This is a genomic window from Streptomyces sp. NBC_00620, assembly GCF_026341825.1.
Classification (GTDB): domain Bacteria; phylum Actinomycetota; class Actinomycetes; order Streptomycetales; family Streptomycetaceae; genus Streptomyces.
The window spans coordinates 2,579,520-2,591,375 of sequence record NZ_JAPENY010000001.1; the positions used below are offsets into that span (position 1 = coordinate 2,579,520).

Genomic DNA, 11,856 nt, shown 5'->3' on the forward strand with positions numbered 1-11,856 from the left:
CGAAAAAACCACCCCCAGCCCCGACCCGTCAGCGGGTCCTGAAGGCCGAGCGGCGGGCGGTGAACAGGTCCGCCTGGTGTTCGTTCGGCAGGTTGCCGAGGGAGACCAGGTACGGGGCGTGGGCGAGGGCCTGCGCACGGGCCACCTCCGTTGCCGACCACAGGGCCCGGACGGTGCCCTGGACCGCCTCGGCCGGATATGAGGCGATGACCGCGGCACACTCCACGGCCGCCGCCAACGCCCCACCCGACGCGGCGAGTTCCGACACCAACCCCACCTCGTACGCCCGCCGCGCAGACACCCGCTCGGCGGTCCCCATCAACGCCATCCGCGCCACCTCCCCGAACGGCATCCGCTGCGCCATGTAGATGGACTCGTACGCGCTGACCATGCCGTACGTGGTGTGCGGATCGAAGAAGGTGGCCGTCTCGTCCGCGACGACGAACTCGGACTCCCCCAGCAGATAGAAGGCACCCCCGCAGGCCATCCCGTTCACGGCGGCGATGACCGGCTTCCACAGGTCGTTCGCCTTCGGCCCGATGGCCACGAGCGGATCGTCCACCATGTAGGGGGAGTTGGGCTGCGGAACGTCGGCCCCCCGGTCGATCCCCGTGGAGAAGGCCCGCTCGCCGGCCCCGGTGATGACCAGGGCTCGTACCGAGTCGTCGAACCGGAACTCCCGCCACGCCGAGGCGAGTTCCGCCGCCATGCCGAGATCGATCGCGTTGAGCTTCTCCGGCCGGTCGAGGGTGAGGACGGCGACCCCGGAGTCCTTGTCGATGCTGATGCGCAGACCGCCGTCGCTGCCGCTCATGACCGCTCCAGGACCCAGCGGGGCACGGACACCCCGGCGAGGTCGGTGACCTCGGTGAACACGGCCTGCACCCGCGCGCCGATCCGAATCCGTTCCACCGCGACGGAGTTGAGCGGCGCGCCGGGCCCGCTCACCAGATTTCCCACGAGCCGTATCCGGGGCGCCTCCGCGAGCTCCACCACGATCGCGTTGTACGGGGCCTGCGCGGCGTAGGCGGGAAGGAGCGGCGGATGCGGGACGACGTAGGACCAGACCCGCCCCCTCCCGCTCATCTTCCGCCACTCGCTCGCGAAGGAGTGGCAGTGCGGGCAGCAGGGGCGGGGCGGGAAGCGGAGTTCGCCGCAGTCGGCGCAGGCCTGGATCCGGAGTTCGCCCTGGGCGGCGTACTGCCAGAAGGGGGCGCCGTCGTCGTCGGGGACGGGGGAGAGGAGGGTGGTCTCGTCGTCGCTCATGGTCGGTCAACTCCTCAGGAGGAGAGCGGAAGTTGGTACGCCTTCACCGGCGGTGACCAGGCAGGTGGCGGCGCCCGGCACCTGGGCGGTACTCGTACCCCGCAGCTGCTTCACGCCCTCGTTGATGAGGTTGAAGCCGTGCACGTACGCCTCGGAGAGACCGCCTCCCCCCGTGTTCATGGGCAGCCGCCCCCCGATCTCCAGCGCCCCGCCCTCCGTGAACCCCGCGCCCTCGCCCTTCCCGCAGAAGCCGTACCCCTCCAGGGAGAGCGGGATGAGGGGCGTGAACGCGTCGTAGATCTGCGCGACGTCCACATCCTCCGGCGTGAAGTCGGCGTGTTTCCACAGGTGTCGGGCGGCGGTCCAGGCAGGTCCTGTGAGGGGGTCGTCGTTCCAGTAGTTGACCATGCCGTGGTGCTGGGCGGGCAGGCCCTGGGCGGCGGAGTGGACGTATACGGGCTTGCGCCGGCAGTCCCTGGCCCGCTCGGCGGAGACGATGACGCACGCCAACGCACCGTCCGTCTCGAGGCAGTTGTCGAAGAGGCAGAGGGGTTCGCTGATCCAGCGGGAGGTCATGTACATCTCGCGGGTGAGGGGCCGCTCGTACATGATCGCGGCCGGGTTCTGGTTGGCGCGGTTGCGGCAGGCGAGGGCGACGTTGAAGAGGTGGTCGCGGGTCGCGCCGTACTCGTGCATGTAGCGGCGCGCGAGCATGCCGATCTCGTCGGCCGGTCTGAGGAGCCCGAAGGGGCGCGTCCACTGGGCGGGGGTGGGGAGTTGGACGGTGGTGTTCTTCCACGGGCGGGGGCCGGAGCCCCGTTTCCGTGATCGCCAGGCGACGCCGACCGTGGCCTGCCCGGTGGCGACCGCGGCGGCGAGATGCGCGACGGTGGCGCACGAACCCCCGCCGCCGTACCCGACCTTGCTGAAGAAGCTGAGATCGCCGAGCCCGACGGCCTTCGCCACCTCCACCTCGTCCGTCTCCTCCATCGTGTAGGAGGCGAGCCCGTCGACCTCCGCGGGAGCGATCCCGGCGTCGTCGAGGGCGGCGAGGATCGCACGACAGGCCAAGGTCTTCTCGGACTCGGGGAGTTGCTTGGCGAAGTCGGTCTGGCCGATCCCGACGATGGCGGTGGCGTCCTTGATCCCCGGCATGCTCCTGGGGATGGCCCTTTTCGTTGCTCTTGTCGCGGTCCTTGCCATGTGCGCGCACCTCCGCACGGAGTCCCGACTGCTGACAGGGCGTCAGGCTACAGCTAATCTGACGGTCAGTCAGCTAGTGCGTTTCGGGTGCAGGGAGGCGTGAGATGCGCGGAGACCTGGAGTGGGGCAGCATCCCGGGACTGGTCCGGTCGGCGGCCGAACGGTACGCCGGCGTGGAGGCGGTCGTCGACGGCCGTACGCGCATCTCGTACGAGGAGCTGGGCGCCCGCGTCGAACGCGCGGCGGCGGCCTGTCTCGCGAGCGGGGTGCGGCAGGGTGACCGGGTCGCCATCTGGGCGCCGAACACCCTCGACTGGATCGTCTCCGCCCTGGGCGCGGTGTCGGCGGGGGCCGTCCTGGTCCCGCTGAACACGCGCTTCAAGGGGACGGAAGCGGCGTACATACTGGCCAGCAGCCGGGCCCGGCTGCTGTTCGTGACGGGCACCTTCCTCGGCACGTCGTACGTGGCGTCGCTGCGGCGGGCCGCGGGGGAGGGGGAGGGCACGGGCCCGCTCCCCGGCCTCCCGCACCTCGAACAGGTGGTCGTGCTCTCGGACGACGCTCCCGCCGACTTCCGTACCTGGAAGGACTTCCTCGCGGGTGGGGAGGGAGTGGCGGCGGAGGAAGTACGTGAGCGGGAGGCGGCCCTCTCCGGAAGCTCGCCCTCCGACATCGTCTTCACGTCCGGGACGACGGGCCGTCCGAAGGGTGCGGTGATCACCCACGCGCAGACGCTTCGCGCGTACGCCGTGTGGAGCGAACTGTCGGGCCTCCGCGAGGGCGACCGCTACCTGATCGTGAACCCCTTCTTCCACACCTTCGGCTACAAGGCCGGGATCGTGGCCTGCCTGATGCGCGGCGCGACGATGGTCCCGCAACCGGTGTTCAACGTCGACACGGTCCTCGCGAACGTGGCCTCGGAACGGATATCGGTCCTCCCCGGCCCGCCCACCCTCCACCAGTCCCTGCTGGACCACCCGTCCCGGGACGCGCACGACCTCTCGGCACTGCGGCTGGTGGTGACGGGCGCGGCCGTGGTCCCTCTGCGGCTCGTCGAGCGCCTGAAGTCGGAGCTGAAGATCGACACGGTCCTGACGGCGTACGGGCTCTCGGAGGCGAGCGGCATCGTCACGATGTGCCGCCGGGGAGACGCCCCGACGGTCATCGCCTCCACGTCGGGACGCGCGATCCCGGACACGGAGATACGGGTCGTCGGACCCTCGGGCGACCCGGTCGACGTCGGCTCCCCCGGGGAGATCCTGGTCCGCGGCTTCAACGTCATGCAGGGCTACTTCGAAGACGCGGAAGCGACGGCAGCCGTCCTCGGAACGGACGGCTGGCTCCGGACGGGCGACGTAGGCGTGTTGGACGCCGCCGGAAACCTCCGCATCACCGACCGCATCAAGGACATGTTCATCGTCGGCGGCTTCAACGCCTACCCCGCCGAGATCGAACAACTCCTCGGCCTGCACCCGGACGTGGCCGACATCGCCGTGATCGGCGTACCGGACGGCCGCCTCGGCGAGGTCGGCAAGGCGTACGTGGTCCGCCGACCGGGCTCCATGGTCACCGCCGACGACCTGATCGCCTGGTCACGACGCGAGATGGCGAACTACAAGGTGCCGCGGGTGGTGGAGTTCGTGGGGGAGCTGCCTCGGAACGCGAGTGGGAAGGTGGTCAAGGGGGAGTTGCGGGGGCGGGCTTCCTGACCGGGGTGCGCTGGTAGGCCCCTGCCGAGCTTGACGAGGGCGCTGCGGATCTCCCCGATCATCGTCGAGGGGCGGTGGAAGACGTCCGCGGCGGTGAAACGGAGCAGAAGGCGAACCTCCGGGCACTGGAGGACCTGGTTGAAGCGGGCGATGTCCCGGCGGTGGGAGTCGCGGGTGCCGTGGTAGGCGTACCCCTCGATCTCGATGGCCAGCCCCTCGGCTCGGAAGAGGAAGTCCAGGTAGCGGCGGCGGCCGTCGGGGGTACGGAGTTCGGCCTGGCTCGTGGGATAGAGACCTGCGTCGTGCAGGCGCAGGCGGGCGATCGTCTCGGCGGGTGACCCGGAGTTCGGGTCGGCGAGCTTCAGGTGGCGGCGGGCGCTTTCCGCCCCGCGAAGGGGCGCTTCGAGCGCGACGGCGATCGTAGAGGTGGTTGTGACGGGCGCGCGGCGTGCATGGTTGACCCTCCGCCAGGTGAGGGCCGACTCGACGGCGACGAGCGCCTCGTCCCGGGGGCCGGCCCGGAGGAGGTCGGCGAGGCTACGGCCGACGCTCGTGAGGCGGAGCCCGTCTCGCCGGGCCACGCCTGCCTCGTCGAGGGGCATGCGGTGTACGAGTACTCCGTTCCCCTCGCGGCGGAGCGTGAGTTCGGGGTCGATGAACTCCAGGGGCACGTCGGTGGGAGGCACCGGGGTGAGCGTCTCGATCCCCCAGAGCTCGGCCGCCGACCGGTGGCTCACGACGAGCCGCGGCTTGAGCAGCTGCACGGCCCGGAGCCGCGTCGAGAGATCCACCTCCCGCCCCGGCTCGACCCAGGCCCCGCCCTGAACCCGGGTCCACCCCTCAGAGCCCAGCCTCCGAAAGAGCGACCCCCGAGCCCATCCGGCCCCCAGAGCCCGCGAGACGAGCAGAACACCTCCCTCGACGAGCACCCCCAACTCCATGCGCTCCATGTGGTTACTGTCCCGGAAGCCCCGCCGCTCTGGTTCACCCTGTGGATAACTGGTCGGCGGTCCTTGGGGGGATGGGTAATTGGCAGATGTGTCCCAGTGACGGCTGCTGGGACCTGGGGAGATGCGTCAGGAGGGTGGGACGGATCTGCCAAATGCCGGGTGGGGTATGAGGGGGGAGGCTTCGGGGCGGGTGCGGCTGGACGTGGCGATGGGGCCGAGCTTGTTCGGCTCAGCCCCATCGGTGAGATTCGGTGTCAGGGGGCGTGCGAGTCCAGCGGGGCCACGACGGTTTCCTGCGGGCTCACGGGCGCGTGGTTGTCGGCCAGTGCCGGGCTCGCGGCGGCGGCGGTGGCGCCGAGCACCAGGGCGATGGTGGCGACGATCTTCTTGGTACGGGTCATCCAGCTCCTGTGGGAGAGGGGACTGCCGGACACCGAGTGACGCTAGCGGCAGGAGGGGCGATTGTTCGAGAGAGTCGAACGGTTCCCGCCGTGGATTGGCGCGAACCGGGCAACCGGACATGCCTCGGCCGCGGTGGCTCCCCCTCCGCGCCACCGCGGCCGATCCCCGTCGATGAAGGTCTACTTGTTGTCCAGGCCCAGCGCGGGCGGGGCGGGCGCGTGCTGGTCCAGAGTGGTGATCTCTTCGTCCAGCGTGGGCGGGGCGGGCGCGTGCTGGTCCAGAGTGGTGATCTCTTCGTCCAGCGTGGGCGGGGCGGGCGCGTGCTGGTCCAGCGTGGTGATCTCTTCGGCCTTCTTGTCTTCGCTCATGGCGGGAACTCCCAAGAAATAAAGGGCATATCGGGGTGGAAGCGCCCGTTCGGCAACTCCCCCGTGGGTCGCCGAACGGGCGTTCCGGGCGGCCTCAGGGTAGCTGTGAGGCCTGCGAGATCCGTCTGCCCCCCGCTGTGACGGATCGACTCGCTGAGAGTGACAGTCGGTCATAAACGTTCGATGAACGTCGTCGCCAGGGTGCAGTTCAGGCTGCTGCGAGAGGCGAGAGCAGGCTACGGACCTCACTGGCGTCCGGCGATCCCGATGCCTCGTACATCGCCAGGGCGTCACGCCAACAGGCGCGTGCCCTGTCCGTTTGTCCGAGCGACGCCAGCGACTTGCCAAGCATGGTCAGCGCGTTGGCTCGCATCCAATCCCCGCCGATGCAACCGATAGCAAGGGCCTGTTCGGCATGCTGGGCCGCCTGGGCTGACCGGCGCGCTGCCAGATGCACCTGTGCGATGCGGAAGTGGGTGGTGCCTTCCCAAAGCCGCTGTCGGCTTTCGACGAAGATCCGCAGGGCTTCGCTGAGTTGCTCCAGGGCTTCTTTGAGCCGGCCTGCCTGAGTGAGGACGATTCCTGAGGCGTATCTGGCGTTTGCCAGGCGCACCGACAGACCGAGTTCGTCGTAGATCTCGATGCCTCGTTGCGCGAGCTCGACAGCCTGGGCACTACGGTCCATCGAGGCGAGTGTGCGGGACAGATTGCACACCGCACTTGCCTCGCCCGGTTTGTTGTTGTCCGCCTGGAAGGCTTCGAGAGCCCTCAGCAGGTAGACCTCGGCGTCGGCGTATTGGCCTGTGCAGATGGCTATGATGCCCAGCTGGTTCGGAGCTGTGCTGCTTGTCCAGGGATCGTTGGCGGATTCATTGAGCAGATCCGCGCGCTTTGCTTCCTGCTCGGCTTCGTCGAACCTCCCGGCCTGGCTCAGCACTTGGGCCAAGGTGATGCGCGCTCGCATTTCGGCATGCGCATCACCCTGCGCTGCAGCGGCGTCGCGTGCCGCCATGGCTATCGTCTCGAACCGGCGCGAGCCGGCTCCGGACTCCGCCAGATCAATGGCGGTCAGGAGAAGGTCGACGGCGCGGCGCAGCGTGGTTGCATCGAGGGACTGCTGCACGCACGCCAACAGGGGCTCGGCATCCGCGTGCAGCCAGTCCAGGGCATCCGAGGCATCGGCGAAGTCACGACCCTCGTACTGGCTCCTCTCGAGGTGCGCGACCGTCCGGTCCCCCGGCCGCTCGATCGCGTACACCCGTGCCGCCGTAGCCAGGTAGAAGTCCAGCAGCCGCGACATGGCCGCACCCCGCTCACTGGGCGGCTCCTCGTCCCGCTCCGCGCAAGAACGCGCGTATAGCCGTACGAGATCGTGGTACCGGTACCGCCCGGGCGCCGCCGACTCCAGCAGCGAGGTGTCGACGAGGGACTCCAGGAGGTCCTCCGTGTCCTCGACCGGAAGGTCGATCACCGCAGCCGCCGCCGCCAGCGACATGTCCGGCCCGTCCGCCAGCCCCAGCAGCCGGAAGGCGCGGGCCTGTGCCGGCTCCAGTTGCCCGTAGCCCAGCTCGAACGTCGCCTTGACCGCGAGGTCGCCCGCCTGCAACTCGTCCAGTCGGCGCCGTTCGTCGCCGAGCTTCGCCGCGAGTACGGACACGGTCCACGTACGCCGGGCGGCCAGCCGGGACGCCGCGATGCGGATCGCGAGGGGCAGGAATCCGCAGGCCGCCACCACGTCCAGCGCGGCCTCGCGCTCCGACTCCACCCGTTCCCGGCCCACGATCTTCGTGAAGAGCTGGAGGGCCTCCTCGGGGGACATCACGTCCAGGTCCACCAGATGCGCGCCCGCGAGGTCCACCATCCGCACCCGGGAGGTGACCAGCGCGGCGCAGCCCTCCGTCCCGGGGAGCAGTGGACGCACCTGGGCGGCGTCCCGGGCGTTGTCGAGCAGGACCAGTACCCGCCGCCCGTCCAGCACCGACCGGTAGAGCGCCGAGCGCTCCTCCAGGGAGTCGGGGATGGCCGAGTCGGCGGTTCCCAGTGCCCGTAGGAACGCCCCGAGTACCGTCTCCGGCTCGGCGGCGCGCGACCCCGCGCCCTGGAGGTCCACGTACAACTGACCGTCCGGGAAGGCGCCCCGCGCCTGATGGGCCACGTGCACGGCGAGCGTCGTCTTCCCCACGCCGCCGATGCCCGCCAGCGCCGATACGGCCATGACCCGGCCCTCCTCGGAGGAGGCGGCTGCCAGGACGTCGCTCAGTTCGTTCACGAAGGAGACGCGGCCGGTGAAGTCGGTGACCGTGGCAGGGAGTTGGGCGGGACGGACCGGGGCTGTCGCGGGCTCCGCGGCCGGAGCGGACGGCTCTGCGAGGCCAGGGTCCGCCTGAAGTATCCGATGCTGGAGTTCCTTCAGGCCCGGCCTCGGGTCCACTCCCAGTTCGTCGGCCAGCAGGCGCCGCGTGTCCGCGTACACGGCCAGGGCCTCCGCCTGCCGCCCGCTCCGGTACAGCGCGAGCATCAGCAGCTCGCGCAGGCGCTCCCGGAGCGGATGCGCGGCCGTGAGTGCGGTCAGCTCCGACACGGCCTCCGCGTGGCAGCCCTGCTCCAGGTCCATGTCGAGGCGGGATTCGAGGAGTTGGAGCCGCAGCTCCTCCAGCCGCGCACGCTGGGTCTCCGCGAACGGACCCGGCACACTCGCCAGCGGCTCCCCGTCCCACAGACTCAGCGCGCGCCGCAGCACCTCACGGGCGTGGCAGAGATCCCCGGCGCTGCGGGCCTTCTCGGCGTCGGCAGCGAGTTCCTGGGCCTGCGCGAGGTCGAGCGTCCCGCCGGTGCCGGACAGCCGGATCGCGTAGCCGCCCGCCTCGCCGACCAGGATCTCGGGGCCCAGCGTCTTCTTGAGCCGTGAGGCGTACGTACGTACCGTGGCCAGGGCCTGGGCCGGGGGCTCGTCGCCCCACAGCGCGTCGATCAGCTCCGAGGCGGTGGCCGTACGGCCCTCGCGGAGCAACAGGGCCGCCAGCATGGCGCGTTGCTGCGGGGACCCCGCCGGAAGGAGATCCTCCCCGCGCCAGGCGCGCACCGGACCGAGCACGCTGAAGCGCAGAGTCGCCGATTCCTCGCGACGCCACTGCTCCGGTACTCGCGGCACACCGTCCATCGCTGCCCCCTGCCGAACTGCTAACACTAGGAAGCCAGTTTGCCTTGTTCATGGCGGATGCGTCAGCTTCGGGAGACGTCGATCACAGGCCGCCGTGCCTAGCTCCGCAGGCTCTCACAATGCCCACACGTGGCCCCCGCAATCCAGCAGTCTGCCACCAGGGAGCTGACGGACCGTCAGATCGGCGCTACCGTAAAAGACATGGAGACCCTCCCGACCTTCCCGAAGATCATCTCGGTGGACGACCACACGGTGGAGCCCCCCAACGTCTGGCGGGACCGGCTCCCGTCCAAGTACCAGGACCGAGGCCCGCGCATCCTCCGCGCCCCGCTGAGGGAGATGACGTTCCTCGGCGGCAAGTTCGCGCCCGTCATGGGCGACCCGGGCGACGACGGACCGATAGGGGACTGGTGGGTGTACGAAGACCTGCACCGGCCCCTCACCCGGCTCGACACCGCCGTCGGGTACGCCAGGGACGAGATCAAGCTCGAGGTCATCACGTACGAGCAGATGCGGCCCGGTTCGTTCGACGTGCCGCTGCGCCTCGCCGACATGGACGTCAACCATGTCCAGTCCGCCCTCTGCTTCCCGACCTTCCCCCGCTTCTGCGGACAGACCTTCACCGAGGCCAAGGACCGTGAGCTGGCCCTGCTGTGCGTGCAGGCCTACAACGACTGGATGGTGGAGGAGTGGTGCGGGCCGCTGGCCGCGGGACGGCTGATACCGCTGACCCTCATCCCCCTCTGGGATCCCCGGCTCGCCGCGGCGGAGGTACGCCGCAACGCCGCCCGTGGCGTACGCGCGGTGGCCTTCTCCGAGATCCCGCCCCACCTCGGACTGCCCTCCATCCACACCGATGAGTGGGACCCCTTCCTCGCCGCCTGCGACGAGACCGGCACGGTCATCGCCATGCACATCGGGTCCAGCAGCAAGATGCCGTCGACGTCCGCCGACGCCCCGCCCGCCGTCGGCTCCACCATCACCTTCGCCAACTGCTGCTTCTCGATGGTGGACTGGCTGATGAGCGGGAAGTTCGAGCGCTTCCCGAATCTGAAGGTCATGTACGCGGAGGGCCAGATCGGGTGGATCCCCTACATCCTCGAACGCGCCGACGTCGTGTGGGAGGAGAACCGCGGGTGGGGCGGCGTCGCCGACAAGGTCCACCGGCCGCCGTCCGAACTCTTCACCGAGCACGTGTACGGCTGCTTCTTCGACGACGCCTTCGGGCTCAGGAACCTCGACGACATCGGGGTGGGCAACGTCCTGTACGAGACCGACTACCCGCACTCCGACTCGACCTGGCCGAAGTCCAGGGAGGTCGGCGAGGCCCAGATGGGGCACCTCGACGCGGACGTGGTCGACCGGATCGTACGGGGGAACGCGATCGAGCTCCTTGGGCTCACGGGTGACGGGTTGTGGCCGGGGGCCAAGTAGCCATCAGCGGGCATACGGGTGCGAGGCCGCACCCCGACCAGGGGTGCGGCCTCGCTCGTAGAAGCCTTGTAGAAGTCCCGTAGAAGCCAGGACCTCAGCCGAAGAACACCGACGACACATCGTCGTTGAACCCGATCGCCGCCAGGTCCGCCACGTCGCCCTCGATCACCTTCGACTTGCCGGTGCAGTCGGCACCCGTCCAGATCTTCAGGGAGCCGGCCGCCTGGATGGAGGAGGCCACGTCGTCGCGGAAGACGTTCTTGCAGCCCTGGCCGGCGAGGCCCTGGGAGCCGTTGTCGGCGAAGCCGGGGTCGTCGAAGAGGACGGCGCTGGTGGCGGCCTGCCCCTCGGCCTCGCCCTGCTCCTGCCCCTGGTCCGCGTCAGCCTCATCAGGCGCTTCGGTCACGCCCGCCTTCTGTCCGTCCGGCGTCACGCCGAACCAAGTCCCGCCCACACCCTGCCCGTTGGTGTCCCCGGGCTTGAGGTCCTTGCTGAAACGGTAGACGGGCCAGCCGCCGATCGTGACCTGGAGGGTGCCGTCGGTGCGCTTGACCACGCCGACGGCGGACTTGTCGACGCCGTCGATGAAGATCTTGCCGCCGGGGGCGACGAGGACGGGCGGCCAGGTGGTGGCGCAGTCGCCGTCGCAGTTGGACTTGGAGGGGTCGGCGGTGTCCTTGTCGAAGCGGTGGAGGGTGAAGCCGGCGCCGTTGACGACCACCGGGTCGAGGTCGCCCGCGCGGGCGGCGCTGAGCTGCACCCACTTGCGTGCCACCGGCTTGGCGGCGGGCTTGCCGGGGGCGTTGGCCCAGTCGCCGGTCTTGGGCTGGGCGCTGTTCTGCTCGGCGGTGCCGTTCAGGAAGTTCAGGCTCTGTGCGACGGAGTCGGCCGCGCCCTGGCTCGTGGAGCCGGCGGTGTCGGTGCCGTTGCAGGCGGTCAGGAGCATGACACCGGCGGCGGCGGAAGCGGCGATCATCGCGAAGCGGTTGCGACTGCTGTTGCGGAACATCGGGCTCTCCTCGGGTCGTCGGCCCCGGCCTCCCCGGAACCTCGCCGGGCAGTACGGGCCGCTTTCCGGGCCGACCTCACCCGGTTACGCGCCTGGGACGAGGCCGCGACGGCTCCCGGCAATTACGGACCACTCCCGGCAATTGCGCGCGGGACGCGGACAGTTCGAGGGCTTCGGGCGCGGCCGTCCGCGGACGCGCTCCGCCGACGCGCTCCGCTGGAAGGCCGGTGCGTCGTCTGCCGCTGTGTCGTCTGCGGGTGCGTCGTGGCTGGTCGCGCAGTTCCCCGCGCCCCTTTGGGGGCGTTGCCGAACCGCGCCGGACTTCGTCGGCTCTGCTTTGCCCGCCTGCGTCCGT

The 11,856-nt window shown here is 70.1% G+C and carries 10 protein-coding genes; 2 read left to right on the forward strand and 8 right to left on the reverse strand.

The annotated features are described in order from the left end of the window. Positions 1–28: 28 nt before the first annotated feature. Genes OG246_RS11955 through OG246_RS11965 form a run of 3 tightly spaced genes read right to left on the reverse strand, consistent with a single transcriptional unit; the run spans position 29 to position 2,421 of the window. On the reverse strand, positions 29–814 hold the full coding sequence (locus OG246_RS11955) for an enoyl-CoA hydratase/isomerase family protein (protein ID WP_266459855.1): 786 nt from the start codon (positions 812–814) through the stop codon (positions 29–31). After that, complete coding sequence (locus OG246_RS11960) at positions 811–1,266, reverse strand: Zn-ribbon domain-containing OB-fold protein (RefSeq protein WP_266459858.1); 456 nt, start codon at positions 1,264–1,266, stop codon at positions 811–813. The genes OG246_RS11955 and OG246_RS11960 overlap by 4 nt, the downstream gene beginning before the upstream one ends. A gap of 6 nt (positions 1,267–1,272) precedes the next feature. After that, positions 1,273–2,421: a lipid-transfer protein gene (locus tag OG246_RS11965; protein WP_266459860.1), complete on the reverse strand. Its 1,149-nt coding sequence runs from the start codon at positions 2,419–2,421 to the stop codon at positions 1,273–1,275. Positions 2,422–2,573: 152 nt separating this feature from the next. Between OG246_RS11965 and OG246_RS11970 the strand changes: the two genes are divergently transcribed. Next, positions 2,574–4,178, forward strand: a complete 1,605-nt coding sequence (locus OG246_RS11970) for a FadD3 family acyl-CoA ligase (protein ID WP_266459863.1) — start codon at positions 2,574–2,576, stop codon at positions 4,176–4,178. Here the strand turns inward: OG246_RS11970 and OG246_RS11975 are convergent. From OG246_RS11975 to OG246_RS11990, 4 genes are all read right to left on the reverse strand, one after another. Then, a complete protein-coding gene (locus OG246_RS11975) occupies positions 4,082–5,128 on the reverse strand; it encodes a hypothetical protein (protein WP_266459866.1) in 1,047 nt (348 codons plus the stop codon). The two genes, OG246_RS11970 and OG246_RS11975, sit on opposite strands and share 97 nt — an antisense overlap. A gap of 254 nt (positions 5,129–5,382) precedes the next feature. Further along, positions 5,383–5,529, reverse strand: coding sequence for a hypothetical protein (locus OG246_RS11980; RefSeq protein WP_266459869.1), 147 nt, complete (start codon positions 5,527–5,529; stop codon positions 5,383–5,385). Positions 5,530–5,709: 180 nt separating this feature from the next. After that, the gene (locus tag OG246_RS11985) at positions 5,710–5,898 is read right to left on the reverse strand and encodes a sigma-like protein (RefSeq protein WP_266459871.1); all 189 of its coding nucleotides are present in this window, start codon (positions 5,896–5,898) and stop codon (positions 5,710–5,712) included. 208 nt (positions 5,899–6,106) lie between these two features. After that, positions 6,107–9,058, reverse strand: coding sequence for a BTAD domain-containing putative transcriptional regulator (locus OG246_RS11990; RefSeq protein ID WP_266459873.1), 2,952 nt, complete (start codon positions 9,056–9,058; stop codon positions 6,107–6,109). A gap of 201 nt (positions 9,059–9,259) precedes the next feature. Between OG246_RS11990 and OG246_RS11995 the strand changes: the two genes are divergently transcribed. After that, positions 9,260–10,492, forward strand: coding sequence for an amidohydrolase family protein (locus tag OG246_RS11995; RefSeq protein ID WP_266459875.1), 1,233 nt, complete (start codon positions 9,260–9,262; stop codon positions 10,490–10,492). A gap of 94 nt (positions 10,493–10,586) precedes the next feature. On the opposite strand, the gene OG246_RS12000 is transcribed toward OG246_RS11995, so the two are convergent. Continuing rightward, a complete protein-coding gene (locus OG246_RS12000) occupies positions 10,587–11,501 on the reverse strand; it encodes a hypothetical protein (RefSeq protein ID WP_266459877.1) in 915 nt (304 codons plus the stop codon). Between the last annotated feature and the right edge of the window lie 355 nt (positions 11,502–11,856).

Excerpts from the sequence above, each read along its gene's own strand:
- OG246_RS11975 (WP_266459866.1), bottom strand. The coding sequence starts at position 5,128 with ATGGAGCGCATGGAGTTGGGGGTGCTCGTCGAGGGAGGTGTTCTGCTC.
- OG246_RS11995 (WP_266459875.1), top strand. The coding sequence starts at position 9,260 with ATGGAGACCCTCCCGACCTTCCCGAAGATCATCTCGGTGGACGACCAC.
- OG246_RS11960 (WP_266459858.1), bottom strand. The coding sequence starts at position 1,266 with ATGAGCGACGACGAGACCACCCTCCTCTCCCCCGTCCCCGACGACGAC.
- OG246_RS12000 (WP_266459877.1), bottom strand. The coding sequence starts at position 11,501 with ATGTTCCGCAACAGCAGTCGCAACCGCTTCGCGATGATCGCCGCTTCC.
- OG246_RS11980 (WP_266459869.1), bottom strand. The coding sequence starts at position 5,529 with ATGACCCGTACCAAGAAGATCGTCGCCACCATCGCCCTGGTGCTCGGC.
- OG246_RS11965 (WP_266459860.1), bottom strand. The coding sequence starts at position 2,421 with ATGCCGGGGATCAAGGACGCCACCGCCATCGTCGGGATCGGCCAGACC.
- OG246_RS11990 (WP_266459873.1), bottom strand. The coding sequence starts at position 9,058 with ATGGACGGTGTGCCGCGAGTACCGGAGCAGTGGCGTCGCGAGGAATCG.
- OG246_RS11955 (WP_266459855.1), bottom strand. The coding sequence starts at position 814 with ATGAGCGGCAGCGACGGCGGTCTGCGCATCAGCATCGACAAGGACTCC.
- OG246_RS11985 (WP_266459871.1), bottom strand. The coding sequence starts at position 5,898 with ATGAGCGAAGACAAGAAGGCCGAAGAGATCACCACGCTGGACCAGCAC.
- OG246_RS11970 (WP_266459863.1), top strand. The coding sequence starts at position 2,574 with ATGCGCGGAGACCTGGAGTGGGGCAGCATCCCGGGACTGGTCCGGTCG.